General features: G+C 41.5%; 25 protein-coding genes. 18 read left to right on the top strand and 7 right to left on the bottom strand.

Annotated features, from left to right (window positions below):
* Positions 1-123 precede the first annotated feature (123 nt).
* Positions 124-1848, top strand: coding sequence for a M3 family oligoendopeptidase (locus tag P1X15_RS01155; RefSeq protein WP_277336302.1), 1725 nt, complete (start codon positions 124-126; stop codon positions 1846-1848).
* Between the two features lie 55 nt (positions 1849-1903).
* Here P1X15_RS01155 and P1X15_RS01150 read toward each other — a convergent pair whose 3' ends face one another.
* On the bottom strand, positions 1904-2659 hold the full coding sequence (locus P1X15_RS01150; RefSeq protein WP_277336301.1) for an enoyl-CoA hydratase/isomerase family protein: 756 nt from the start codon (positions 2657-2659) through the stop codon (positions 1904-1906).
* A gap of 126 nt (positions 2660-2785) precedes the next feature.
* On the opposite strand from P1X15_RS01150, the gene P1X15_RS01145 reads away from it, so the two are divergent.
* Positions 2786-3805, top strand: a complete 1020-nt coding sequence (locus tag P1X15_RS01145; protein WP_277336300.1) for a zinc-binding alcohol dehydrogenase family protein — start codon at positions 2786-2788, stop codon at positions 3803-3805.
* Between the two features lie 30 nt (positions 3806-3835).
* Here P1X15_RS01145 and ygiD read toward each other — a convergent pair whose 3' ends face one another.
* Positions 3836-4708 carry a 4,5-DOPA dioxygenase extradiol gene (ygiD, locus tag P1X15_RS01140; RefSeq protein ID WP_277336299.1) on the bottom strand — a complete coding sequence of 291 codons (873 nt, stop codon included), beginning with the start codon at positions 4706-4708 and terminating at the stop codon, positions 3836-3838.
* A gap of 296 nt (positions 4709-5004) precedes the next feature.
* Here ygiD and P1X15_RS01135 point away from each other — a divergent pair, with 296 nt between their 5' ends.
* The 5 genes from P1X15_RS01135 to P1X15_RS01115 all read left to right on the top strand — a co-directional run bounded on the left by P1X15_RS01135 (position 5005) and on the right by P1X15_RS01115 (position 10458).
* Positions 5005-6711, top strand: a complete 1707-nt coding sequence (locus P1X15_RS01135; RefSeq protein WP_277336298.1) for a GMC oxidoreductase — start codon at positions 5005-5007, stop codon at positions 6709-6711.
* A gap of 15 nt (positions 6712-6726) precedes the next feature.
* Positions 6727-7320, top strand: coding sequence for a gluconate 2-dehydrogenase subunit 3 family protein (locus tag P1X15_RS01130; RefSeq protein ID WP_277336297.1), 594 nt, complete (start codon positions 6727-6729; stop codon positions 7318-7320).
* 22 nt (positions 7321-7342) lie between these two features.
* On the top strand, positions 7343-8329 hold the full coding sequence (locus P1X15_RS01125) for an aldo/keto reductase (protein ID WP_277336296.1): 987 nt from the start codon (positions 7343-7345) through the stop codon (positions 8327-8329).
* Positions 8330-8470: 141 nt separating this feature from the next.
* Positions 8471-8785 (top strand): L-rhamnose mutarotase, encoded by a 315-nt coding sequence (rhaM, locus tag P1X15_RS01120; RefSeq protein WP_277336295.1) that lies wholly within the window; start codon positions 8471-8473, stop codon positions 8783-8785.
* A gap of 323 nt (positions 8786-9108) precedes the next feature.
* Positions 9109-10458, top strand: coding sequence for a Gfo/Idh/MocA family protein (locus tag P1X15_RS01115; RefSeq protein ID WP_277336294.1), 1350 nt, complete (start codon positions 9109-9111; stop codon positions 10456-10458).
* A 113-nt stretch (positions 10459-10571) separates the two neighbouring features.
* Here the strand turns inward: P1X15_RS01115 and P1X15_RS01110 are convergent, their stop codons facing one another.
* Complete coding sequence (locus P1X15_RS01110) at positions 10572-11330, bottom strand: DUF547 domain-containing protein (RefSeq protein WP_277336293.1); 759 nt, start codon at positions 11328-11330, stop codon at positions 10572-10574.
* Between the two features lie 130 nt (positions 11331-11460).
* Here P1X15_RS01110 and P1X15_RS01105 point away from each other — a divergent pair, with 130 nt between their 5' ends.
* Together P1X15_RS01105 and P1X15_RS01100 are read left to right on the top strand one after the other, a co-directional pair.
* Positions 11461-12249 carry an SDR family oxidoreductase gene (locus P1X15_RS01105; RefSeq protein ID WP_277336292.1) on the top strand — a complete coding sequence of 263 codons (789 nt, stop codon included), beginning with the start codon at positions 11461-11463 and terminating at the stop codon, positions 12247-12249.
* Between the two features lie 57 nt (positions 12250-12306).
* Positions 12307-12714, top strand: coding sequence for a MaoC family dehydratase (locus P1X15_RS01100; protein WP_277336291.1), 408 nt, complete (start codon positions 12307-12309; stop codon positions 12712-12714).
* Between the two features lie 29 nt (positions 12715-12743).
* Here the strand turns inward: P1X15_RS01100 and P1X15_RS01095 are convergent, their stop codons facing one another.
* Both P1X15_RS01095 and P1X15_RS01090 read right to left on the bottom strand, forming a co-directional pair.
* Complete coding sequence (locus P1X15_RS01095; RefSeq protein ID WP_277336290.1) at positions 12744-13589, bottom strand: hypothetical protein; 846 nt, start codon at positions 13587-13589, stop codon at positions 12744-12746.
* Entirely contained in the window at positions 13586-14332 is a 747-nt protein-coding gene (locus tag P1X15_RS01090; RefSeq protein WP_409049666.1) for a HipA family kinase, read from the bottom strand. The genes P1X15_RS01095 and P1X15_RS01090 overlap by 4 nt, the downstream gene beginning before the upstream one ends.
* Positions 14333-14489: 157 nt before the next feature.
* On the opposite strand from P1X15_RS01090, the gene P1X15_RS01085 reads away from it, so the two are divergent.
* On the top strand, positions 14490-15068 hold the full coding sequence (locus P1X15_RS01085; RefSeq protein WP_277336288.1) for a nucleoside triphosphate pyrophosphatase: 579 nt from the start codon (positions 14490-14492) through the stop codon (positions 15066-15068).
* A gap of 110 nt (positions 15069-15178) precedes the next feature.
* On the top strand, positions 15179-15952 hold the full coding sequence (locus P1X15_RS01080; protein WP_277336287.1) for a hypothetical protein: 774 nt from the start codon (positions 15179-15181) through the stop codon (positions 15950-15952).
* On the opposite strand, the gene P1X15_RS01075 is transcribed toward P1X15_RS01080, so the two are convergent.
* Positions 15939-17066 carry a hypothetical protein gene (locus tag P1X15_RS01075; protein ID WP_277336286.1) on the bottom strand — a complete coding sequence of 376 codons (1128 nt, stop codon included), beginning with the start codon at positions 17064-17066 and terminating at the stop codon, positions 15939-15941. The two genes, P1X15_RS01080 and P1X15_RS01075, sit on opposite strands and share 14 nt — an antisense overlap.
* Before the next feature lie 426 nt (positions 17067-17492).
* On the opposite strand from P1X15_RS01075, the gene rpmH reads away from it, so the two are divergent.
* The 3 genes from rpmH to P1X15_RS01060 all read left to right on the top strand — a co-directional run bounded on the left by rpmH (position 17493) and on the right by P1X15_RS01060 (position 19029).
* Positions 17493-17651 carry a 50S ribosomal protein L34 gene (rpmH, locus tag P1X15_RS01070; RefSeq protein ID WP_028523643.1) on the top strand — a complete coding sequence of 53 codons (159 nt, stop codon included), beginning with the start codon at positions 17493-17495 and terminating at the stop codon, positions 17649-17651.
* Positions 17652-17738: 87 nt separating this feature from the next.
* Complete coding sequence (gene rnpA / locus P1X15_RS01065; protein ID WP_277336285.1) at positions 17739-18149, top strand: ribonuclease P protein component; 411 nt, start codon at positions 17739-17741, stop codon at positions 18147-18149.
* Between the two features lie 178 nt (positions 18150-18327).
* Positions 18328-19029, top strand: coding sequence for a response regulator transcription factor (locus P1X15_RS01060; RefSeq protein WP_028664504.1), 702 nt, complete (start codon positions 18328-18330; stop codon positions 19027-19029).
* Between the two features lies 1 nt (position 19030).
* Here the strand turns inward: P1X15_RS01060 and P1X15_RS01055 are convergent, their stop codons facing one another.
* Positions 19031-20251 (bottom strand): NADH-quinone oxidoreductase subunit D, encoded by a 1221-nt coding sequence (locus P1X15_RS01055; protein WP_277336284.1) that lies wholly within the window; start codon positions 20249-20251, stop codon positions 19031-19033.
* Between the two features lie 107 nt (positions 20252-20358).
* Here P1X15_RS01055 and P1X15_RS01050 point away from each other — a divergent pair, with 107 nt between their 5' ends.
* The 4 genes from P1X15_RS01050 (at position 20359) to P1X15_RS01035 (ending at position 25536) form a co-directional block, all read left to right on the top strand.
* Complete coding sequence (locus tag P1X15_RS01050; RefSeq protein WP_028664502.1) at positions 20359-20925, top strand: hypothetical protein; 567 nt, start codon at positions 20359-20361, stop codon at positions 20923-20925.
* Between the two features lie 43 nt (positions 20926-20968).
* A complete protein-coding gene (locus P1X15_RS01045; RefSeq protein ID WP_277336283.1) occupies positions 20969-21895 on the top strand; it encodes a sugar phosphate isomerase/epimerase in 927 nt (308 codons plus the stop codon).
* A gap of 80 nt (positions 21896-21975) precedes the next feature.
* Positions 21976-24459 (top strand): sacsin N-terminal ATP-binding-like domain-containing protein, encoded by a 2484-nt coding sequence (locus P1X15_RS01040; protein WP_277336282.1) that lies wholly within the window; start codon positions 21976-21978, stop codon positions 24457-24459.
* 219 nt (positions 24460-24678) lie between these two features.
* Positions 24679-25536 (top strand): hypothetical protein, encoded by an 858-nt coding sequence (locus P1X15_RS01035; protein ID WP_277336281.1) that lies wholly within the window; start codon positions 24679-24681, stop codon positions 25534-25536.
* The last annotated feature ends 10 nt before the right edge of the window (positions 25537-25546 follow it).

The following is a 25546-nucleotide window of genomic DNA, read 5'->3' as shown; positions in this document are numbered from 1 at the left end:
CTTAGAAGAAGTAGCTCGTCTTGATGATAAAATTAATGATTAGTAGTTATGTTGTTTTTAACAAAACCATTTTTCACCTTCCTTTGTTAGCCAACATTATCAAAACATCGAAAAATCAGCCTTATGTCAGCGATTAATATTCCCCAACGCCCGCCTCGAAAATTTTTAGGAGAAGATTTTGAGCTTACCACTTGGGAGCAACTTCAGCCATTTTATGAAAACCTCATCAATCGCCCTATTGAATCGGCCGAAGCATTACGGCAATGGTTTTTGGACAAAAGCGAATTGGAGTCTTATCTCTCCGAAAACTTTGCATGGCGGTATATCCGCATGACTTGCGATACAAGCAGTGAGCAATATCAAAAGGAATTCGGTGATTTTGTAGAAAACTTCCAGCCTCACCTCTCTGCCTATGGCAATGCACTCGACCAAAAAGCCTTGGAAAGTCCTTTTTTGAATGAACTCAAAGACCAAGGATTTGACATCGCGCTTCGTAGCATGAAAAAAGCCATTGAGATTTTTAGGGATGAAAATATTCCTCTCCAAACCCAAATCCAAACCGAACAAGCCAAATACGGAGCTACCGTAGGCGCCATGACGGTCAATATCCAAGGAGAAGAAGTAACACTGCAAAAAGCCTCAGATTTTTTGCAATCGACCGACCGCGCTCTTCGGGAAGAAGTGTGGAATAAAATCCAAACACGGCGATTGGAAGACAAAGACAAACTCGACGAGCTACTCAATACCTTACGCGATTTGCGCCATCAAGTAGCTACCAACGCTGGTTTTGACAACTTTCGCGATTATATGTTTGCCGCTTTGGGCCGCTTCGATTATACTCCCCAAGACTGCTTCAACTTTCATGAGTCAGTAGCAGAAGCCGTAGTACCAATGCTCAATACCATGGCACTCGAACGTAAAGAGGCGCTGCAACTTTCGAGCCTTCGTCCGTGGGATTTCAAGGTAGATCCACAAAATTTACCCCCGCTGAAGCCTTTCAGTACGGGTGAAGAATTGCTCGAAAAAACCATCACCTGTTTTACCCTGCTTGACCCTGAGCTTGGGGATTACCTGCGCATCATGAAAGCCATGGGACACCTCGACCTCGAATCGCGCAAGGGCAAAGCACCTGGTGGCTACAATTATCCCTTAGAAGAAATCGGCGTACCATTCATTTTCATGAATGCAACCTCTAATTTGCGCGATTTGGTTACGCTTCTGCACGAAGGAGGGCATGCGGTTCACAATTTTGTGACACGGGATTTACTGCTCAATTCTTTCAAAAATACGCCCGCCGAAGTCGCCGAATTGGCTTCGATGAGTATGGAACTGCTTACGATGGATTATTGGGATGTATTTTTTGAAAACAAAGATGAACTACGCCGCGCCAAAATCCAACACCTCGAATCTATCATCGAAACCTTGCCGTGGGTAGCAACCATTGATAAATTTCAACATTGGATTTATGAAAACCCTACCCACTCAGTAGCCGAACGTCAGCAAAATTGGCTCACTATTTATGAGCAGTTCAGCGATTCTCTAACCGACTGGAGTGGACTAGAAGCATTCAAAAAGTACATTTGGCAAAAACAACTGCACATCTACGAAGTGCCGTTTTATTATATCGAATACGGCATGGCGCAACTGGGAGCTATCGGCGTATGGCGAAATTATAAGCAAAACCCTCAACAGGGACTAGAAGGCTATCTCAATGCCCTCAAACTAGGCTATACCGCCCCTATCAGCGCGATTTATGCGGCAGCCAATATTCCCTTTGATTTTTCTAAAGAATACATCACAGAGCTCATGAACTTTGTGAAAGATGAATTAGAAAAACTGAAAAAGTAAATTAATTCGCGGCTTGGGCATAGCCAATAGCTGTGTCCAAGCCATAAGAAAAAGCTTATTTATTTTTCTTAAAATCTCTCAAAAACTGCTCACGGTCAGTGATTTTAAAATCGGCTTGCCATTCGTACTCCAGCCCCCGATGCAAGCCGTGATGCGCCCCAAAATAGTACATCTTTTTCATAGCAGCGATGGTTTGCGCAGAGTTTGCTTTGATTTTCTCCGCTACTTGACTCACTTTTTCTTCTAGCTCTTCGAGAGGAACCGATTGATTCACCAACCCAATCCTTGCGGCTTCTTGTCCCTTAATAGGCTCCGCCGTAAACGACATTTCCATGGCCTTCAATAGCCCTACTTTTTGCTGTAAGCGCTGTGTCATACCCCATTTAGGGGCAATTCCCCATTTGGTATGAGTATCTCCTATCTGAGCTTCATCGGCTGCATATACCAAATCAAACGCCAGCATCAACTCCATCGCACCCGTATAACAGTGACCGTTGACCTGCGCAATAGTGACTTGGGGCATAGACTGAAGCGCCAAAATAAACGCTACCCCCATTTCAAGTACTTCGGTATTGGAAAAGTATCCTTCTTGAATACTATCATTGAGGCTTTGCAAATCTACCCCTGCCGACCAAGCTCGCCCTATTCCTGTCACAATTAACACTTTGATAGATTCGTCCAATGCTACTTTTTGGGTAGCATCGGTAAGTTCAGCAATAAGATTTGGACTGAGGGCATTCAATACCTCGGGACGGTTGAAGGTAATACGCGCTACCCCTGCGCTTTGCGAAAAAAGAATGTCTTTGTACATACAAAACTAGGTTTGAACCAAACAAAAATAACTTATTAAATCCAATAAAACAGCTTAATAGGAAGAGGCAGGAGAGTTTGCGTTGAGGATGTTTTTATATTTGCGATTTCCCAACCAATCATTGATGTGAAAACCCTCATCCTCAACACCCCCGGACAGTTTAGTTATTCAGACACCGATATTGATACTTCACTCGACCCTCACGAAGTATTGATTAAGATTCATCGTATCGGCATTTGTGGCACAGATTATCATGCTTATCGAGGCAAGCAGCCTTTTTTCTCTTATCCTCGCATTCTAGGCCACGAGTTAGGAGCCGAAATCATTGCTGTAGGCGATGATATAACCTCTTTACAAATAGGCGACAAAGTAGCCGTAGAGCCCTACCTTCACTGCGGTAAATGTCAGGCGTGCAGAAGCGGAAAAACCAATTGCTGCGAACAAATCAAAGTACTAGGAGTTCATACTGACGGCGGAATGCGTGAGCTTATCAAAGTGCCTGCGTCTAAGGTATATCCATCTAAGACACTCTCTTACGAACAACTTGCTTTGGTCGAAACCCTCGGTATAGGCTCTCACGCCGTCAACCGTGCGCAAGTGCAAGCCCATGATTTGGTGCTTGTCATTGGGGCAGGGCCGATTGGCTTATCTGTCATTCAATTTGCAAAGTTGAAAGGAGCTAAAGTAGCGGTGTTGGATATGAACGCTTCTCGATTGGCTTTTTGTGCGCAACAACTCGGCGTAGATGCGACTATTTTACTACAAAACGAGAGTCCATTGGATGACATCCGACAAGCTTTTGCGGGAGATTTGCCGACGGCAGTGTTTGATGCCACTGGCAATCCTACTTCGATGATGCAAGCCTTCAAGTATCTTTCTCACGGCGGGCGATTGACCTTTGTGGGTTTATTCCAAGGAGATGTCACTTTCAATGACCCCGAATTTCACCGCCGCGAAGTAACCCTTTTGGCCAGTCGCAATGCCCTGCCTGAAGATTTCAAAAGCATCATCGCGGCCATGGAAAATGGGACGCTCGATACCCGTCCTTGGATTTCGCATCGAATTGCTTTTGACCAACTTATCGATACCTTCGACGAATTGCTAAAACCCGAAAGCAACGTCATTAAGGCAGTGATTGAAGTATAAACCTAGTAGGTTAGGCATTTCTGAAAGTGCCTAACCTACCTTGACGGAGGTCATAGAGATAGAACCCATCAGGGTTTTATCGTTGAAAAAACCTACTTTTTCATTCTCTTCTTTCAATCCCAAAATATACAAAAGCGGCAAATAGTGCTCAGGTGTTGGGATTGACATTTTAGCGGCTTGTCCTAAGTTTTCGTAATTGATAAGCGACGAATGTTGATTTTTTTGAATTAACGACTTAAAAGTCTCGTTCATCTCAATGGCCCAGTCGTATCCTTTGTCTGTAAGTTGCCAATTCAGGATTCGTAGGTTGTGTACCATATTACCACTTCCTATGATCAATACTCCTTTTTTTCTTAAAGCCCCTAATTCTCTCGCCAACTCGTAGTGGTAGCGTGGTGGCTTGGTATAATCAATACTAAGCTGTAATACAGGGATATTGGCCTGAGGATACATGTGCCTTACTACCGTCCAAGTACCGTGGTCAAGGCCCCATTCGTGGTCAAGCCCTACGCTGGCTTTGTGAATCAAAGCCGCAGTTTCTTTAGCCAAAGCAGGATTTCCGGGGGCAGGATATTGAACATCAAAAAGTGCTTTAGGAAACCCTCCAAAATCATGAATTGTGCGCGGCTCGGGCATGGCTGTCACCTTTGTACCAGGTGTGTACCAATGCGCCGATACTACCAACACAGCCGTAGGCACTGGTATTTCTTCACCAAATTTTTTCCAGCCTTGACTAAACTCATTATCTTCGATTCCATTCATAGGAGAACCATGTCCTACAAACAACATAGGCATGAGGCTATCTTTAGTAGCCAATTGTTCGTTCCATTTATATAAATCTTTTAAAGATTCCATTGTGATAGCCCCTCCAAGGGCACTTTTAAGAAATTCACTTCTTTTCATAGGATTGATTATCAAGTAAATCGAAAATTTCAAAATCCCAGATTTGATTCATATTTCCAATTTCAAGATAAATATATGTATATACATATAAATTTACAATAAAGTTCTCCCATTAAAAGTTCAACTCCTTTATAAAAGCCGATTGCCATGCATCATGCCAACCTTCTATCTTCCAAGGAAGGGGGTCTTCCATTAAAAATAAATTAAGTCTTTTGGCAATTGTCATCTCGACATTTAATTTCTTACATTAGCAACATTTTAACTGAAGATTATTCAATTCAATCATATATTAACCTATGCCTAGTTTTAATTTAAAAGTAAACAAAACCCATACCTACGATGCCATTGTGATTGGCTCTGGTATCAGTGGTGGATGGGCCGCCAAAGAGCTTTGTGAAAAAGGGCTACAAACTTTGGTATTGGAGCGTGGCCGCATGGTGCGGCATGTAGAAGATTATCCTACCATGAATCTCGATCACTGGGATTTTGAGCACCGCGAAAAACTTTCTTACGAAGACCAGCAAAAATACCACATCCAACTTCGGAGTGGATTTATCAACGAAACCAATAAGCATTTTTACAACAACGACCTCGATAGCCCCTATACGGAGGTGAAGCGTTTTGATTGGATTAGAGGAAACCAAGTGGGAGGCCGCTCTTTGCTTTGGGGGAAGCAATGCTATCGCTGGAGTGACCTTGATTTTGAGGCCAACGCCAAGCAAGGCATCGCCATCGATTGGCCGATTCGATACAAAGACCTCGAAAATTGGTATACTTACGTTGAGAAATTTGTGGGTATCAGCGGCGAAAAACTCGGCCTGTCTCATTTGCCCGATGGTCATTTTTTACCTCCTATGGAGCTAAATTGTCTCGAAAAGCATTTCAAAGCAAGCCTTGAAAAAAACTACAAAGGGCGGCACCTCACTATTGGACGAGTAGCCCATCTTACCGAGCCCTTAAACGGCCGTGGACAATGCCAAAACCGCAACCGCTGCTCACGGGGTTGTCCTTTTGGGGCTTATTTCAGTAGCAATGCCGTCACACTTCCTGCCGCAGATGCTACAGGTAAGCTTACCCTCCGTCCTGATTCGCAAGTGGCGTCTATCATTTACGACGAAAAATCTGGCAAAGCCAAAGGAGTTAAAGTAATTGATTCCGAAACCAAAGAAGAATTTGAGTTTTATGCCAAAATTATCTTCCTCAATGCCTCCACTTTAGGTTCAACCCAAATTTTGCTCAATTCTACCTCAAGCCGTTTTCCCAACGGCATGGGCAATGATAGCGGCGAACTAGGTCACAACCTCATGGATCATCATTATCGAGTAGGTGCCATGGGAGGATACGACGGCTTTGAAGACCAGTATTACAAAGGTCGCCGTCCTAACGGGATTTTTATTCCACGCTATCGCAACTTGGATGAAGCTTCTCAAACCAAAGATTTCATTCGTGGTTATGATTACCAAGGAAGCGGAGGCAGAGGCAATTGGGGCGGTGGCGTAGGTGGTGGAGGTGTAGGAGCCGACTTCAAAGATGGCCTTTTTGCACCCGGAGGTTGGGGAATGTCGCTGGTAGGTTTTGGGGAATGTTTGCCTTATCACGAAAACAAAGTAACGCTCAACAAAGAGGTAAAAGACAAATGGGGGCTTCCTGCACTGACTATGGATGCCGAATTTAAGGGCAATGAAATGGCCATGCGCAAACAAATGAAAATCGACGCCGCCGAAATGCTCGAAAAGGCAGGTTTCAAAAACGTCACCCCATTTGACTATTCGGGAGGAATCGGCGTAGGAGTGCATGAAATGGGGACTGCTCGCATGGGTCGCGACCCAAAAACCTCAGTCTTGAATGGACAAAACCAAATTCATGCCGTACCCAATGTATTCGTCACCGACGGCGCATGTATGACCTCTTCGAGCTGTGTCAATCCCTCCATTACTTATATGGCTTTGACAGCCCGCGCGGTAGATTTTGCCGTCAAAGAACTCAATCGCCTCAACCTCTAAACCTACCAAATCAACATGAACCGCAGAGAAATATTAAAATCATCGGCTTTGTTTTTGGGATATGCCGTCTCAACAACCGCCCTGAGCCAAACATTTTTGGCCTGCACTCAAGACGCAAAACTTGATTGGAAGCCTGTATTCTTGACCAACAACCAAGCGGCAAGCATTGCCGAAATTACCGAGACGATTCTTCCCAAAACCAAAACACCAGGGGCGAAAGAACTGGGTGTACCGCAATTTGTGGATAAAATGCTCAAAGATTTACTCTCTCAAGAAGAGCAAAAAGATTTTGTTGCAGGACTCGAAAAACTGGAAGAAGAATGTGAAAAAGCGCATGGAAAATCTTTTGTAGAATGTACGCCTCAGCAGCGCGAAGCATTTTTGACCCAACTAGACAAAGAAGCCGATGCCTTGCCGCCTTCAGTTTGGGGAATCAGACTGGCGCCACCTTCTCCTACTCCGTTTTTTAGACGACTCAAAGAATTGACATTACTGGGGTATTTTACTTCCCAAAAAATCGGAAAGGAAGTACTTGGCTATGACCCTATTCCGGGTACTTACATTGCGTGTATGCCTCTTACACCCGGCATGAACGCTTGGAATGAATAATCAACTCAACAAAATTACAGAAATGAATTACCGAAAATTAGGAAAAACGGGCTTTGAAATATCCGAAATCAGCCTTGGCACTTGGCAAGTAGGCGGAAAATGGGGCGATGATTTTAGCCACGACAACGCCGAAAAAATCCTCCACGCTGCGGTCGATGCAGGAATTAACTTTATTGATACAGCCGATGTATATGGCGCTGGAGAAAGCGAAAAAGCGGTTGGGAAGTTCATAAAAAACCGCTCGGAGCGCATTTATGTAGCTACCAAGTGCGGGCGCCAGCTCAATCCTCATACCAGTGAAGCGTATCAACCAGCGGTATTACGCAAATTTGTGGAAGACAGTCTCCAAAATATGGGCCTCGAAACCCTCGATTTGATTCAACTCCACTGCCCCCCTACCGAAGTGTATTACCGTCCCGAAATCTTTGAGCTGTTTGACCGACTCAAAGATGAAGGCAAAATCCTCAATCTCGGCATTAGCGTCGAAAAAGTAGAAGAAGCTCTCAAAGGCATTGAATTTGAAAACGTTACTACGGTTCAAATCATCTTTAATATGTTTCGTCAACGCCCTGCTGAATTATTTTTTGAACAAGCCCTCAAAAAAAATATAGGGGTAATTGTGAGAGTGCCTTTGGCAAGTGGATTGCTGACCGGCAAGTTTTCAAAAAATTCTACCTTTACCGAAGGTGACCACCGTTTTTTTAACCGACACGGCGAAAAATTTGACAAAGGTGAGACATTTTCGGGGATTGACTATGAAACGGGACTTGCAGCGGTAGAGGAACTGAAAGCCCTTTTTCCTCAATATTCTAATCTTGCCCCTATAGCTTTGCGCTGGATTTTGGAGTTTGCTGCCGTAAGTACGATTATTCCGGGGGCTTCAAATCCTGAGCAAGCTACCGCCAACTTAGCTGCGCTCAACACGCCAGATTTGACTGAATCCCAGCAAGAAGCGGTCAATCGTATTTATGAAAAATATATCAAGCCACAGGTGCATCATCTGTGGTAAACAAGATATAAGAGAGATTCAAAACAACTCCTGAATCTCTCTTTGCTTATGATATACCTCCCCAAAGTACAGGAGGGTTTGGTAGGTTTTTTCTTTTTTATTCGTTGATTATTTTTCCAAACTCATATCCCAATCCCAACGATGCAAAAAGTAGCCTTTGTGATGAAACTCAAGCCAGGTTTTGAGGAAGAATACCAAAAACGCCACGACGAAATTTGGCCTGAACTTTCGGTAGCCCTCTCCGAAGCAGGCGTAAGCGACTATTCCATTTACCTTCATCGGTCTTCTGGCTTTTTGTTTGCGGTACAAAAACGCACCGAAAACCATATCGCTGATTTGCTACCACAGCATCCAATTGTCAAAAAATGGTGGGCTTATATGTCCGACATTATGGATACCAATCCCGACAACTCTCCCGTCAGTGAATCACTTGAATGTGTCTTTCATATGGATTAACAAAGGGAGAGAAGCCTCAGAAATTCTTCCATTAATACAACTTTTGCTTTTTTTATTGCAGCATTTAAAACTTACCTAGCGAGCTTATTTCTTTCTTGTTGTTTTCTCAAAAGCAGGATTTTAATACCTTGACAACGTTGCCGATAACGTTTGCATAAAAAAAGTCAATATTTTGTTTGTAATGTACCAGCCCTACAGTGTAGAATTGAATAAGGAATATTTCAATGTGTTTTATTTAATGATTTAGGTTTCTTCAAAAAATCTAACTCTTCTAAAAATAAGCCTCTAGATTTCCCTCATCATTCTTCCAAATACCTCCAAACATGAATCATTCACAAGAAACTCTTAACCGCCGCGAATTTCTGCACAAAGGCTCCTTAGCTACCGCTGGAGTGTTGGCAGCATCATCGGCATTTGCCAGCGGAACCTCTGCCAAACGCAAAGTAGCTATGGTAGGCACTGGTCACCGTGGTACTAGTATGTGGGGCATTCCCGTTATCAAAGAATTTGGGGATATAATCGAATTTGTCGGTCTTTGTGACATCAATCCCGGCCGCGCCGAAACTGCCCGCAAGATGCTTAATGTCAACTGTCCACTTTATACGGACTTTGAAAAAATGATGCGTGAAGTTAAGCCCGATTTGCTCATCGTCACTACGGTAGATGCTACCCACGATCAGTTTATCATCAAAGGTATGGAAATGGGTGCTGATATTGTGACTGAAAAGCCCATGACCACCGACGAAACAAAGTGTCAGGCGATTTTGGATGCCGAAAAACGCACCGGCAAAAAAGTCACTGTTACATTCAATTATCGTTATTCACCTCACCGTCAAAAACTTTATGAATTGCTACGGGAAGGGGCTATTGGCAAAGTGACCTCGGTAGATTTTCATTGGTATCTTGATGTACGCCACGGCGCCGACTACTTCCGTCGTTGGCACCGATTAAAAGAAAACAGCGGCTCACTTTGGGTACACAAAGCAAGCCACCATTTTGATTTGCTCAATTGGTGGCTCGAATCTGAGCCTGAAAGTGTGTATGCCCAAGGGTCGTTGGAACACTATGGCAAAAATGGCACTCTAAGAGGAAACAATTGCCGTAGCTGCCCTCACAAAAACGATTGCAAGTTTTATTGGGATGTTACCAAAGACAAGCGCCTTGTGGCCTTATACGTTGACAACGAAAAACACGACGGCTATCTACGTGATGGCTGTGTATTCAAAGAAGATGTGAATATTTATGATAAAATGGCAGCGACGATTCATTATGCCAACGGCGTAAACGTCAGCTACTCTCTCACTACTTATTCACCTTATGAAGGCTATCGCATTGCTTTCAACGGCACCAAAGGTCGTTTAGAAGCATGGATTAAAGAATCCGGCAAGATGACCATGGAGCCTTACGACGAACTTATGCTTTCTAAAAATTTTGGAGAAGTAGAATATATCAAAATTCCGCAAGCTGAAGGGCACGGTGGAGGAGATGCACGCCTTCGCGACAAGATTTTCCGTAATCCCAACGCCAAAGATACTTACCGCCAATCGGCAGGTAGCCGCGACGGAGCAATGGCGATTTTGGTTGGAATCGGAGCCAGAAAAAGCATTCAAACAGGACAACCTGTAAAAATTTCGGATCTTACTGACCTCAAACCCGCAGCAGTCAAAGCTTAGGCAATAGGCTTTAAGCAATAAGCATTTTGGGCGATGTTTTTAGAAAACGTATATTACTATGTAGTTACATTTTTTTTAATAAAAAAGGCGGTTGAATACACCGCCTTTTTTAGTTACTTACCATTCAGTTCCCAATTATAATCCATATAGTCTAGGTTGGTATTCTTCGTGATTTTAACACTAGAATACTTGTTTACCCAATCCACGATGGGCATTTGCTTGGTAAAATCTCCTCCGTACCAAGACATAATTTTTGATAAGGTAGCCTTGTCTTTTGTGATATTATTCTTGGTTTTGTCATTAATAAAATCACGCGCTTGCTCATCCAGCTGCGCATTCAGGCGGTCAGCTACGTAGGCTTCGTTGCGGAGGGGTGGGCAAGATTTAGCAGCACATACAAGCGCAAAGTGAATGCGTGGCTCATCAAACTTCTTACGGATGATACCGTGCTCGATATTGTTCAAATCCATCTTTTGTCCTCCGATTTTTATGAATTTTACATCCCAAGGTGTATTCACAAACGGAATCTTGATTTTAGAACCAATATCTTTGATACTACTAATCCCCGGATAGTTATCCAAAATAAGTTGAATCGTAAAAGCGTTGTAAGCATTGATCCAGTAGGTAAGTTGTTCTTCTTTACTCCATTTGTCGTTTGGAGCACTCGTACTCAGCATATCTAAGTACTTTTTAAGCTCCTCATAATCTTTTTTGAAAGCAGTGTAATTGACAAAACCTTTGTCGTTTACGTGTTTTTTAAGAAGTTTGTCCCAAGCAGAGTGATCCACAGGTGCGGCATTGGAAGTAGGCGTAGCTGTACAACTCCCAAAAGCAAATGTTATTAACCATACAATCAATAAGAAACTGCGCATAAAATTAGATAAGTTAAAAATGAAATGACGAATTTACACTTTTGTACAATGCCAATGATTTTGGTGTTTCCATACAAACGTAAATTCGAACCCAAATAGATTCTTTTTCATAAAAACTTATGCCACTGCTATGAATCTTGACCTCACTCACAAAACAGCCATTGTATGCGGAAGTACGCAAGGTATAGGCCGCGCGTGCGCGGTAGAATTGGCACTTTTGGGCGCAAATATTACCTTAATGGCTCGCAACGAAGAAGCCCTAAAAGAAACCTTGACTTCGTTGGATACTAGCAAAAACCAAAGCCACCGATATATAGTGGTTGATTTTGCCAGTAGCGAAAATGTAAAAACAGCCATTGAGGCTTATTTGTCTACTTTTCCTGAAGTACATATTTTGGTCAACAATACAGGCGGACCAGCCTCAGGCCCTATCATCGAAGCCACGCCTGAGCAATTTTTGAAGGCTTTTGAAATGCACCTCATCAACAATCAACTCTTGACCCAAGCAGTAGTTCCTTCTATGAAAAGGGCGGGTTTTGGACGTATCGTAAATATTATCTCAACTTCGGTCAAACAACCTATACTGGGTTTGGGAGTATCCAATACGGTACGGTGGTCGGTGGCGAGCTGGGCCAAAACACTTTCTCTAGAAATTACGCAGTTTGGTATTACAATCAACAATGTATTGCCGGGCTACACCAACACCAACCGTCTAGCATCCATCAACGAACAACGGGCCCAAGCAGCAGGCAAAACCGTAGAAGAAATCAATCAACAACTTGCGGCCGATGTGCCTCTCAGGCGTTTTGCCGAGCCCGAAGAAATCGCCGCCGCAGTAGCTTTTCTTTGTAGCCCAGCGGCAGCGGCGATTAGCGGTATCAATTTGCCAGTAGATGGGGGCAAAACAGGCTCTCTTTAACCATAAATCAAATTTAACTTTAGGCAACTTTACTGTATATTAACTTCTTATTTTATCATGAAACTTTCCATTGGCGATACCTACGAATACGAATTTCGATTTTCCCAAGACGATGTAATTGCCTTTGCACAACTCACAGGCGACGACAATCCACTGCACTTAGACCCCGATTACGCGGCCACAACGCCCTTCAAACGCCCCATTATCCACGGGATGCTAGGAGCTAGTGTTTTCACCAAAATCATTGGAACTCGCTTTCCTGGTTATGGGTCAATTTATGTGGGGCAAACTTTCCAATTTTTACGGCCTATGTTTGTGGATACCGACTACAAAGTAAAGTTTACAGTACAAAGCCTCAACCCTGAAAAACACACTGGCGAAATTTTGGGCGAAGTGTTTGATGTAACTACTGGAAAAATTACCACCAAAGGCGTTGCAACGCTTATGCACAAAGAGAAGATATGATAAACCTGTGGAGAGAAGAACGAAGAAACTTAAAAGGCAAGCGCTTCTAAGGTTTTGATGGCGTACTCCTCAATTCGTTCTTCTTCCCATATTTTAACAAAATTTGGTCGACTAAGAATACCAATGGCTTCATCATACGATTTGAATAGTATTTTCTTCTTAGGTTTCGCTAGTAGCATATCAAAACGTGCCTGATTTTCCACCGCGAAGTCTTGCAATAAAGTCACTTTGCCAAAGTTGAGCGTAGCTTTGCGAATAATTGATTCTGGACGACGAAGGTCAAAACTAACGGGGTTGACCACATTATAAGTACCGTTTTGCCAAGCAAAAGGAAAAATGTAGTCCCCAATCTTTATATTTTCTTCTATTTTTCTTCCTTCAAAAACGGCTTCATTGTACCCCTTCAATCGATTACGATATTCTTTTATCAAATAATCTTCATCATGTTTTTTATATTCTTCTTCATCTAAATCATAAATCGACAAGTATAGATGACGAAGCTGCTGAATTATAGTTGTAAGGTTGTCGGTATAAAGAATTCCGGTTCTTATTTCACCAAATTGTAAGAGAGACTCATCCCGAATCAATAATTCATTATCAATAAAGTCGAGGGGGCGATTATGATAATCGTTAAAAATCTCGGGTTGTTTATTAAGTAAAGCTACTTTTTGTAAAATTCCTTTAAAAAATGCTTTTAAGGTTTTTTCAGGAACTCCACTAGGATAAGCAGCTTTTAGCCGTGCAAGGCGTTCGGGATATACAAATTCTACTTTTTGCTGCTCAGGAAAAATCACCAGCAAACCCACATTCAACACTTCGCCCAAAGCCGAGTTGAAATGATATTGTAGGGGGCTATATTGATAAATCGAATTCATGCAATCTTCTCCGTCAACAACTTACAGAATTTAGATGGATTCATTTTTACTTTCTGAATATATTGCTCTATAAGGGCAAAATTACCAATTGATATATTTTTATCACCCAAAAAATGGGCCATTTCTCTTAAGACTACAACATTTAGACTCTCCAAATAAGTCCAAAAAGTATCAAAAATACCGTTTTTAGCATTTTTTCTTAGGTTAGAAAGATAAGGATAAAACAAGTGCTTCTCCGCTTGATATTGCCAAATACCCTCCTGAAAATCTTGGATTATTTTTGAACCATTACGGTGTATATCGTCGGCAAATGGAAAAATCTGTTCATGGTCGATAAGTAAGAAACCCTCATCATCAATCAGTAAATTAGGCTTATTACGAAACCCACCTCGATCTGGATTCAAAACAAAATTATCAAAAGCAAATACCGTTGCCACATCGTAGTCATTAAAGATGGACTTTAGATTACTTGGGTCAACGATAGTCATCGCTCTCCATTCACAGCCAAATTTAAGGCCGTTATCTTTTCCATCGAGCTGTTTTTTTGCCTCCTCAGGCAATAAAGAAATAAACTCATTTGAAAAATGAACTAAAGCTGCTTCGGCTACGGGCAAGTCAAATTCACGAGCCAGGATATTACCAAACATTTCTTTTGCAATAGGATGCTGTTGCTCCATTTGCCGTTCTGTGAATAGCTTTACAACAAACTCCCTAAGTATTCCCTGTTCATCGCATACAATCACTCTCCAAGGGCTCGTCGACCCTCCTGAGGTTATGATTTTTTGGAATGAAACAGCATTAAAAACCTTCAAAACCAAAAGTTTATGTATGTTCGATTGAATCTAATGCTTAAAATTACATTTTTATTAGCAAACCGTTATTATCACAACTTGTCTCTCTATGATAAACCTATCTCATCCTCTTATTCTTGCGTCCAATTCCCCGCGCCGTCAGCAGTTATTAAGAGAATTGGGGATTGAGTTTACGGTACAAGTTCGTCCTACCGATGAGCTTTTTCCTGCGGATATGCCCGCTTCGGAAGTAGCAGGGTACTTGGCGCAGCACAAAGCTGAGCAATTTGCGCATGACCTGGGCGAAAAGCTAATTTTGTGTGCTGATACAGTAGTAGTGGTTGACAACGAAATCCTCAACAAACCCACCGATGCAACCGAAGCTCGTACCATGCTCCAAAAACTATCGGGGCGTGAGCATCAGGTGATTACGGGCATATGTTTACTAAGTCCAGAAGGCTACCAAACCATCAGCGATGTGGCAAAAGTAGTTTTTAAAACATTGACCGAAAGCGAAATCGACTATTATATTACCCATTATCGTCCTTTCGACAAAGCAGGCGCCTATGGGGTACAAGAGTGGATTGGAATGATTGGGATTTCTCACATCGAAGGCTCATTTTATACCATCATGGGCTTGCCTTTACACAAAGTTTACGAACTACTTTCAAAATACGCTACCTCCTGACCATTCATCAAAATTCATTTGGGCGGTATCATTATGGTTGTTATTTTTGTTAATCACACTTTGTGAAGATTATTATCAAATCTGTGATTAACAAAACAGCCAAAGTTGTCATGAAAACCTCATTTTATATCCTCGTATGTTTCAGTTTACTTTCTCTGATTGGATGTGCGCCCAGCTATTATCAACTACGCCCTGCCTCGGGCGATGTAGCTTGGATTGACGGACGTGAAGTGACCCGTACCGAACAAAATGGGGTAGTGTTGGTAGCTTCTTACGAATTTGAAGACCCAAGTCATTTGGTGCTTGATGTCGAAATCAAAAACCGAACTTCCGCGCCCTTATTGGTTGACCCCGTTCATTTTTCGTATTATCCTTTTGATACCAAGTCAGATACCCTTCGCAACAAACACAATGAATTGTATGCCTCTATCTATCGGGCTACTGACCCTGAGAAGAAAATTGAGCAATCCACGCTTGACATAAAACGACAAAAACAAAGACTGGTCGCTTCTTCGGTCTTTAACGGCTTGCTGCTTATCGCTACTATCGCTAGTGACGTACATTCGAGCCGTAACGACCGCTCTTGGCAACAACGAACCAACAATCGGTACATGCACGATCAAGCCTACAATATTATCATCCAAAAACAGATTGCCGACGTTCATCTCCAAAAAGCCCGCACAGAACAACTCAAACACGAACGAGCTAATTGGCAAGAAATGGCCTTGCGCAAAACCACCCTTCCTGTAGGTGAGTCTGTGCGTGGTTTGCTGTTTTTGCCAAAAGACACCCGTGCCTCTTACTTGTGGCTTCATTATGCTCCTCCTGCTGATTCAACTCCCATGGAATTGAAGTTCGTTCAAGAAAAAATTAAAGGGAACTAGGCTTTTCCCAGTCTATTCCTTTCAGAAAAAACTCATAGCCCAAGCACCCAAAAACAAGAATATACTCCAGCGTCACAATCCGTAAATTTTCTTGGTAAGGTTGGGAAAGATAGGCAACATAGGTAAGAGGCAACAAAGCCGACCATACCACTGTGTACCAATGCTTAGTAAGCGCTCCCAAAGCTACCAAAGTAGTAATATACCAAGGATGTACAGTAGTAGCCAACAGAAAATACAAAGTAAGAGCCAGTAGCATTTTTTCTAACAAATTTTGCCGCTGAAAAGCTAACCAACTTAGCCCGGCAAGAGTCGTCAAAGACAATAAAGGCCCTAATGACTGAATAATATTATAGCCTGTGAGCCAAAACCCTATTTCCCGTAGCAGATAATACACGCTGGCATTGAATTCAAATTTTTGGAAATATAAATCTAAGCTTTTACCAAAATTGTGAAACAATGCTTCACTCATAAAAGGTATAAATAAAGCCAATAACACCCCAGACGTTATTATCGAATACTTGATTCCCTCTCGCAAGCCTATCTTACCGACAATCAAAGGCAAAAATATCAAAGGAATCAGCTTTACAGAAGCACCTAACCCCAAAGCTACCGCCGATTTAGTGTATAGGTAAGGTACTTTTGGTAAGCTCATTAATCCTCGTATGGCCAATAAAACACAAAATAAGGTCACTGCTTCAAAGTGCAAATTCCCCACTAATTCCATAATCACAAACGGATTGAGGGCATATACCAACACCATTCCTCGGCGGGATTTTTGAAGATACTGTGGCCATCGAAAAGAATTCATTAGCCAGAGATTTCCAATCTCGGCGGCTATAATAAAAAGTCTAAGCACCACAATACTAACAAGCACGCTTTCCCCTCCTAACCTAGCTGCTACCCCAAAAATCAACTGATTAAGGGGTGGATAAACTGTGAAATAATGCGGCGAATTCAGCCCCTCATAAAGCGCTTGGGTGAGATTGGCCTCTTTTACAATAGAAGTATGCAGGATTTCAGAAGGCAAATATAAATAGGGATTGTAGCCTGAAGCCAGCAATCTGCCATCCCAAATAAAGCGAAAATAATCGTCCGACAAAGCAGGTGTTGCCACTAAGAAAAGCAATCTTAGCCCTACGCCAACCCAAATCAACCTTTTCACCCATTTCGTGGGCCACTGTTTTAAAATCACTATTGTATATAGCAAAAAAAGAGGGGCAAACGTAAGAATCAGTTCTCCTATTTGTGAGCGCAACCAGCAATATCCTATCAATACATGCCCTATTGCACTCAGCACACAAAAGATTAGGAAAAAAAGCCAAGTGCTTTTTTCGGGTTTTAGCGAATTTATTGTATTCAAATCTTTGCGAAATAGGCCCATAGAAGGGTTTTTATTTTATACGAATGAAGGGTTTGAGGGCTATTGTGCCAAATTTCGTGTTTTTCCCTGAAAAATAGTTTGTAAACTTTTATAAGTTTCCGTACCTTTGCGGACTCGTTTTGAAATCAAGGATTTATAAGTAATAAAAGGCTTTAAGAAATGAAACGTACATATCAACCTTCAAACCGCAAAAGACGCAATAAGCACGGGTTCCGTGAGCGTATGTCATCGGCCAATGGTCGTAAAGTATTGGCGGCGCGTCGTAAAAAAGGTCGTTGGAAATTAACAGTTTCTGACGAAAAACGTCACAAGCAATAATCTTGTTTGTGTGTTTGGGGAGTTTGATAGTTTGAAAAGTTGAATTTAGCTTCTCAAACAGCTTAAACCATTCAAACGATTCAAACATTGAAACAGACATTCAAAAAAACAGAGCGACTCTGTAGCCCAAAACGCATCGGTCGTTTGTTTGAAAAAGGTAGTACGGAAACCAAAACGTCCTACCTTTTTCCGTTTAAGGTATTTTATTTAGCTGATGCATCTCTCCCTTCTCAGCTTCCTCAAGTTTTGTTTTCTATATCAAAACGTAATTTCAAAAGAGCCGTAGATCGCAATCTTCTGCGTCGCCGCTGCCGTGAAGCTTATCGTAAAAACAAACATTTGTTGGAGATTTCCCCTAGTTTTCCTGCGTTATCGATTGCATTTGTACTTATTGCCAAAGAAAAAGTAGAATATGAGGTAATAGAACGCTCAATGCAAAAGCTTTTGCATCGTATTCAAAAAGACGTGATGTCGCCAGTTGCTCCTAAAGAATCATAGTCTCCTTCCCTAAACGGCATAAACTGTTGATTTTATTGAAGTTAAAAAAGTATTTTTACTTTTACACTTCATTCGTTTTAATGTACTTCAACTGTTAAATTTGTGTTAAGAATCAATAAGTAGTGTTAAAATTGTTGACACTACTTGTAATTTCGTCACCGAAATCAACATTTATGCTATGAGCGCTGCAAAATCGGCTCAGATTGCACACAAAGTTTTAGTCGTTGACGACGACTCAGATATTGTCGAGCTTCTTGCTTATAATTTAGAAAAAGAAGGCTACGATGTAGCCACTGCCCACAACGGAAAACAGGCACTCGAAATCGCCCGTTCTTTCATCCCCGAACTCGTCGTTTTGGATATTATGATGCCCCAAATGGATGGCATCGAAACCGCCCGTTTGTTGCGAGATATTCCTGATTTTCGCAATACCTACATTTTGTTTCTTACCGCTCGTTCGGAAGAGTATTCGGAAGTAGCCGCTTTTGAAATTGGTGCTGATGATTACATCACGAAGCCTATCAAGCCACGTGCTTTGATGAGCCGCATCAATGCGCTGTTTAGAAGAGAAGCCCAAAAGTCCGAGCCTGAGTCTCAAATCGAAATCGCAGGTCTATCTATCAATCGTAAAAACTATACCGTTACGAAAGAAGACAAGTCGGTAGTATTGCCCAAGAAAGAATTTGAATTGTTGTTTTTCTTGGCCAATCACCCCAACAAGGTTTTTAACCGCGAAGAACTTCTCCAAAAAATCTGGGGAGCAGATATTTATGTGCTCGAACGCACCGTGGATGTGCATATCAGAAAAGTGAGAGAAAAAGTAGGGGAAAACTACATCAAAACCCTCAAAGGAGTAGGCTATATGTTTAATGATGAATAGCCTACCTATCTACCTCTCCCATTACTACATCAATAGAGCCAATAATCGCCACCAAATCGGCAAGCATAGCCCCTCGTGAGATTTCGGCAATGACCGAGAGGTTGTTGAACGAACAAGCACGAGCTTTGCACCGAACTGGAATATCAGATTTTCCGTCGGTTCTAAAAAAGAAACCTAGCTCGCCCTTGGGATTCTCGGCTCTTACGTAATAATCCATCGCTTGAGGTCTGATTTTTTTCGGGACAAAAGCCTGCGGGTCAAAATCGGGCGTGCGTCGATACTCTCCCAGCAGTTTTTCGATGCACTGCTCAATGATTTTGGTAGATTCCCAGCATTCTTGTACTCTGACATAGTTTCTATCCCAGCAGTCGCCCACTGTTCCTACCAACCCTTCCCCCATTGGTACATCAAAATCCAATTCGGGATATACTGAATAACCATCTACTTTTCGTAAGTCCCATCGCAAGCCAGAACCTCTCAATACAGGGCCAGAGCAGCCATAATTGATAGCCACTGCCAATGGTAATACCCCCACATTGGCAGTACGTTGCACAAAAATTTTGTTTTCTATCACCAATTGTTGTAGCTCTTGCAATTTGGGTTTGAGGTATTTGATATACTCTTGGCACCTTTCCTCAAAACCTACCGGCAAATCATAAAACAATCCGCCCACCCAAATGTAATTGTAAAGCATTCGCGCACCTGATAGCCACTCTAGCATCCGAAGAATATGCTCACGGTCGCGCATCATCCACAAAAAAGGCGTATAAGCCCCAATATCCATCGCATAAGTACCAATAGCCACAAAGTGAGAGGCAAGGCGATTGAGTTCCGCCACCAATACTCTGATATATTCGACACGCTTGGGAATGTCTTTTTCGATACCAAGCATCCGCTCTACGCCCATTACATAGGCGTGTTCGGAGTTCATGGCCGCTACGTAGTCCATGCGGTCTACGTACGGGATGATTTGATTGAAAGGCAATGCTTCGGCATGCTTTTCAAAACAACGGTGTAAATAACCTATATGGGGCACTACATCCACGATGATTTCTCCATCCGATACCACTTCAAGCCGCAACACGCCGTGGGTCGAGGGATGCTGAGGCCCCATATTGAGCACCATTTCCTCCGATTTTAGATTTTCGGCAGTGTATTTACTAGGCTCCGAAACATTGAGATGCTCAGCTTTGTAGTTATATTGGATTGTGTTGGTAGGCATGGTATCATTACAAATTAATGATGCAAGTTAAGAAGAAAAACGGTCTAGCAGCCACACCCTCCCATCCATGTTTGTATATTTGTTATAAAAGATAACGCGAGAAAGACATGCACGAAATTGAGCCTTTTTACAATTGGGAAAAGCACTACATAGCCGCCGAAGATCGAAAATCTCCTTTTTATGGTCGCGACTATAACATGAATCAGTATGAACACGATATTTATGGCTACTACATACACCCTCTGTGGGACGAAATTGATTCAGAAACGCTTTATGTGAAAATACTTTTTGCTGATTACAAAAAGCATTTTGTGGTGATTGAGCTATTTGGAGAATGGAACGATACCCTCCACAACGACATCATGTATTTCAAGCGCAATGTCATCGATCACCTCCTCGCCGAGGGTATCAGCCAATTTATTTTGATTGGAGAAAACATTCTCAATTTCCACGGCTCCGACGACGAATACTATGCCGAATGGTTTGAAGAAATCGAAGATGGTTGGATTGCGGTTGTAGGCTCACGTGAGCACGTAGAACGCGAATGGAAACGCTATCGCTTAGATTATTTCCTAAACTTCGGAGGGACGCTCCACCTCGACAATTGGCGTACGATGCAGCCTCAGCCTTTTTATGAATTGGTCAAAGGATTGATTGTAAGACGCCTGATGTAATGAGTTTTGGAGACTTTATGTCTTTTTCCCAAAAAACACTTTCATGTCTTACACGCGTCGTCATTTTATCGAAACTCTCACCGCTACTGGAGCAGCAGCTTTGCTATCACCTTTGGCTCAGGCGATAGGTACCAAGCATTGGCCTATTTCTTCTAACCAATACGCTTGGATTACTTTTTATAACCGCGACAAACGCAATTGGAACGCCGACCTTGATGCTTCTTTAGCGGAATATGTCAAATCAGGACTCACGGCGTACGAGCCTAGCTTTACGACGGTAGAGGAAGTAAAAAAGCTGGGACCGCTCTTGCAAAAATACAATTTAACGATGCCTTCGGCTTACGTAGGCAGTGTACTTCACGAACCCAACGAAGGGAAAAAATCCATCGAAACAGCTTTGGCAATTGCCGAATCGGCCCAGCCATTAGGGCTCAAAATATTGGTCTCTAATCCCAGCCCATTGAAATGGGGAGGGGCAGAACTTAAAAATGATGCGCAACTCATCGAACAAGCCAAAAATCTAGCGTATCTGGGTAAAGAACTACGTAAACGTGGTATAACGCTCGCTTATCATACGCACGACATAGAGCTGCGGGCAGGGGCGCGGGAGTTTCATCATATGCTTCAAAACACCGACCCCACAGAGGTGGGGTTTTGTTTGGATGTACATTGGGTATATCGCGGTGCTGGCAATTCGCAAGTTGCTCTTTTTGACGTGGTTAAAATGTACGGCAAACGTATCGTAGAGTTACATGTCCGCCAATCTGTCAATCAGATTTGGGCCGAAACTTTTGGCGAAGGTGATATTGATTATCCTCGTTTAGTGCGCGAACTCTCCGCCTTAAAAGTAAAGCCATTGCTTGTATTGGAGCAATGCCTCGAAGCCCAATCCCCCAACACTATCAAAGCCGTAGAAGCGCATCAACGCGATTTAGTATATGCCAAGAAAATTTTTGGGGGTTGGTTTTAGGTAAGGGTAAGTAGGTTCGCTATCGGCAACCTTAACCGCTCCGATTAAACAGTATCGCTTAATCAAAATAATTGCTCCCAATGGACAAACTAAAAAACGAAATTGACGACTTTGACAAAAGAGAGCGGTTCAGTGGACCGGCAAAGCGGATTATGGAAAAAATCAAACCGCTTCGCAGCAACATTGACATTGCAAAGAGAAGATGGTTTTGGGAATTGCTGCAAAACGCAAGTGATGTAAGTGAGCAAACTGAAATTGAGGTTATACTTTCCGTTGACAACTTAAAGTTTCGACACAACGGAAATCCGTTCACGTATAAAGACGCAAGAAATTTAATTGAACCTGATTCGGGCAAGGACGAGTTTTTAGAAAATACACAACGAGAACAAGTCGGACAATTTGGAACTGGATTTCTTGCGACACATATTCCATCACTATTGATAAAAGTTGACGGTATTATTGAAAGCAAAGACAAGCTCAACTATTACAAATTCGGTTTTGACCTTGATAGAAGGCATCCAGAGGAAAAGGATTACAAGTCTGCATTGATGGTAAGTATTGAAAAATCCATTGGACAACTTAACAAGGATTATTCGCCAATCACCAACTATCAAAAGAATGGAAAACCTGAAACAGAATTCCACTACGATTTTAAATTTCCTTATGAAAGTGAGAACAGTTTTGAAATCGCAAAGTATGGAATTGAAAACCTGAAAACAGTATTTCCATTCGTTCTTTCATTCATTCCAAAAATTAAAACTGCAACAATAATTGACCGGACTGCTACAACAGAGCATATAACTGTTTATTCAGCCAAACAAGACCCAAACACTACATTGCCTTATCAACTCTTTTCTATCACGAGAACTCTTGATGACACTAAAGAAGCTGAAACACACATTGCCTTAATTTCCGAAGGAGCAACAACAGTTGCAATTAATATTGAGAAAATCAACTCAACAGAAATTTCAATCATACCATACGATAAAGAGTTGCCAAAACTATTTTGCGCCTTTCCGTTTGTAGGAACAGAAGATTTTAATTTCCCAATTGTCATTAACAGTAAGGACTTTGACCCAAAAACTGAAAGGAACGGAATTGAATTATCCGACAAGGACGAAAAAAATCGCAGTCGCATTACCGAAGCTGTTACAGCTTACAAGAAAGTATTGAAGATTGCCGAAAATGAAAACTGGAAAAACATTTATCGCATTTGCAATATTGAGGATGCAAACTTTGCGGAAGAGAAAATAAAAAGCTGGTTCAAAAAAGCTGTCGTTGATGAAATTCGTTCAGCAATACTATCACACAAGACCGTAGAAACAGATAAAGAACCAATCTATTTAAGAGATAGTTTGATTCCATACTTCACAGACAAGAAAGAGGAAGTTGTAAAAAAGATTTACACTTCATCAAAAGATTTACTAACAAGCAAGTTACCCAAATCAGAGCATTACTTTGAATGGTGTAATATTCTTGATTTCACATATTTCAAGGAACAAAAGTTAGACATTGAAAAATTAGTGAAAGAAATTGCAAGCAAATCAAACCTGACAAACCTTAAAGCAAGTTTATCTCCTACCACAAAGATTGATGACTGGCTTAACAATGTGATTGAGCTAATTATTGCAACAGATAATACTACCCTGCTTGATAAATTCGCTATTGTTCCAAACCAAAACGAGAATTTCAAAATCCGAAATGCCAAGGAAAAATTATTTCTTGACGATGATGTTCCTGATGAACTTAAAACAGTTTTAAATGGACTCACAAAAAATGATTGGAAAGATTTTCTGCTTCACAAGGACTATGAACGCAATACAACCTTGATTGCAGAGAAAGACAAAAAATCTTTACTTGATATTGTAATTGAAATTGACAATGAGTTGAGAGATTACAAATCTGACCGAAAGGAAGCCAAGTTTCTTACGGCTGTCAATTCAATTTTCAAATGGGTAAATGATAACGGCATAACAGAAGAAAAAGCCAAAATCTATTTTCCCTGGTTCTCCCAAAACAAAGCACAAATCGTTTTGGACACTTTCTCAACCGACCAAGACAGAGAAAATGCCTTTGCAATTGTTCAGAGTGGTAAGATGGAAGCATTAGCAAAAATTGCCAAGAGCAATTTATCCAGTTCAGACATTGAACTTGTAACTGAAAATATTGGCGAGTTCAAAATGTTTTTGGATTGGCTAAAAAACAAAGTGGATGATGAGGAGTTTGCTGATGAAATTGGCGGTGAAGAAGGCGAGGAATTTATTTATGCCCTATTGGTAAGTAAGTTCCAAAAAGAAAATGTTGTTTGGGCAAGCAGAAATGGTGAAGCCCGTTTTGATTTTCAGGTTTTGAATCCTGACAAGACAACAAGATTTTATGTTGATGTCAAGACAACTTCAAGAGGCATTGCAAATGTAAACAGTATTCCGTTCTTTATGCGATTGTCTCAATGGAATTTTCTTGACGAGAATGAGAGTGAAGACAAATACCACATTGCAAGAGTTTTCCGCCACAATGGAGAATTGAAAGCGAAGTTTTTAAAAATAAACAAAGGTGACATCTAATAACGACAGAGATTCGGACTAACAGAAAGGCTGCCGACAATGAGAAGGATTATCCAAAAATGAGACTGTTAACTCGCTTTGCGTCCCTCATTCGATTCGTCTGGTGAGATGCCAATTTAGAGCTTTGTTCTCATATCTAAGTTCTCAAAACTATGTTGATTGATAGCATTGACTAAATGTAGTATATTAATTATACCTCACTTTTAGTAATTTCACTTCATGAAAGCAAAAAAGAAAAAAAACCAGTCAAGTGGGCGACAATATGCACAATATGATAAGATTTTTAAGGAAAATATTGAAGCCGTAATTTCAGGTATTATGAAAAATGTCCTCGAAATTACGGCTGTTCATATAGAAGAGCTGCCCGATGACATTCAACATACAAAAGAACGAAAGCCTGATGTACTCAAAAAAATAACTGATAAGAAAGGGGACACTTTTATACTTCAAATCGAATTTCAAGTAGCAAACGATGATGAAATGGTTCATCGTATGCTTGATTATAAAGCAATGCTTTTTAGAATGTATCGGATTCCTGTTCGCCAATACGTTATATTTTTAGGAAAGGGTAAGATGTTAATGCAAAGTTCACTTCAAACCTTTGATTTAGCTTTTAAGTACAATTTACTCGCAATCAACACCATAGACTATAAAACCTTTCTCAACTCAAACCAACCCGAAGAAGTTATTTTATCTGTCTTAGCCAACTTTAACAAAGAAACAACCGAAATTGCCTTAAAACGTATAATTTCACGACTTGAAGAAACTGTAGAAGGGGATTTAGCGTTAAAAAGATATTTTACACAGTTGCGTATTTTGGCACAGCTACGTAAATTAGAACAAAAACTGAAAACCATCATTATGGATAGCATCGCAAAATATATTGATGAAAAGAAAGATGTGGCTTTCTTATTAGGACTTGACAAAGGACAAGCTATTGCTCAACGCAGAGAACTGACAAAGTTTGTTACTTATCTTATTAGAGAAGGTAACAAAACTTTTGAGCAAATTGCAGAAATTGCTGATACCACGGTGGATTTTGTAAAATCTGTACATCACCAACTTACTAGTAAATAGACATCTCTTC

It is taken from the genome of Runella sp. MFBS21, from assembly GCF_029433105.1.
Taxonomy (GTDB): Bacteria; Bacteroidota; Bacteroidia; order Cytophagales; family Spirosomataceae; genus Runella.
The sequence above is the reverse complement of the archived record's forward strand: the minus strand, read 5'-3'. Positions and strand labels throughout refer to the sequence as shown.

Coding starts and splice junctions, on each gene's coding strand:
- P1X15_RS01155 (WP_277336302.1), top strand. CDS start 124: ATGTCAGCGATTAATATTCCCCAACGCCCGCCTCGAAAATTTTTAGGA.
- P1X15_RS01150 (WP_277336301.1), bottom strand. CDS start 2,659: ATGTACAAAGACATTCTTTTTTCGCAAAGCGCAGGGGTAGCGCGTATT.
- ygiD (WP_277336299.1), bottom strand. CDS start 4,708: ATGAAAAGAAGTGAATTTCTTAAAAGTGCCCTTGGAGGGGCTATCACA.
- P1X15_RS01135 (WP_277336298.1), top strand. CDS start 5,005: ATGCCTAGTTTTAATTTAAAAGTAAACAAAACCCATACCTACGATGCC.
- P1X15_RS01130 (WP_277336297.1), top strand. CDS start 6,727: ATGAACCGCAGAGAAATATTAAAATCATCGGCTTTGTTTTTGGGATAT.
- P1X15_RS01125 (WP_277336296.1), top strand. CDS start 7,343: ATGAATTACCGAAAATTAGGAAAAACGGGCTTTGAAATATCCGAAATC.
- rhaM (WP_277336295.1), top strand. CDS start 8,471: ATGCAAAAAGTAGCCTTTGTGATGAAACTCAAGCCAGGTTTTGAGGAA.
- P1X15_RS01115 (WP_277336294.1), top strand. CDS start 9,109: ATGAATCATTCACAAGAAACTCTTAACCGCCGCGAATTTCTGCACAAA.
- P1X15_RS01110 (WP_277336293.1), bottom strand. CDS start 11,330: ATGCGCAGTTTCTTATTGATTGTATGGTTAATAACATTTGCTTTTGGG.
- P1X15_RS01105 (WP_277336292.1), top strand. CDS start 11,461: ATGAATCTTGACCTCACTCACAAAACAGCCATTGTATGCGGAAGTACG.
- P1X15_RS01100 (WP_277336291.1), top strand. CDS start 12,307: ATGAAACTTTCCATTGGCGATACCTACGAATACGAATTTCGATTTTCC.
- P1X15_RS01095 (WP_277336290.1), bottom strand. CDS start 13,589: ATGAATTCGATTTATCAATATAGCCCCCTACAATATCATTTCAACTCG.
- P1X15_RS01085 (WP_277336288.1), top strand. CDS start 14,490: ATGATAAACCTATCTCATCCTCTTATTCTTGCGTCCAATTCCCCGCGC.
- P1X15_RS01080 (WP_277336287.1), top strand. CDS start 15,179: ATGAAAACCTCATTTTATATCCTCGTATGTTTCAGTTTACTTTCTCTG.
- rpmH (WP_028523643.1), top strand. CDS start 17,493: ATGAAACGTACATATCAACCTTCAAACCGCAAAAGACGCAATAAGCAC.
- P1X15_RS01060 (WP_028664504.1), top strand. CDS start 18,328: ATGAGCGCTGCAAAATCGGCTCAGATTGCACACAAAGTTTTAGTCGTT.
- P1X15_RS01055 (WP_277336284.1), bottom strand. CDS start 20,251: ATGCCTACCAACACAATCCAATATAACTACAAAGCTGAGCATCTCAAT.
- P1X15_RS01050 (WP_028664502.1), top strand. CDS start 20,359: ATGCACGAAATTGAGCCTTTTTACAATTGGGAAAAGCACTACATAGCC.
- P1X15_RS01045 (WP_277336283.1), top strand. CDS start 20,969: ATGTCTTACACGCGTCGTCATTTTATCGAAACTCTCACCGCTACTGGA.
- P1X15_RS01040 (WP_277336282.1), top strand. CDS start 21,976: ATGGACAAACTAAAAAACGAAATTGACGACTTTGACAAAAGAGAGCGG.
- P1X15_RS01035 (WP_277336281.1), top strand. CDS start 24,679: ATGAAAGCAAAAAAGAAAAAAAACCAGTCAAGTGGGCGACAATATGCA.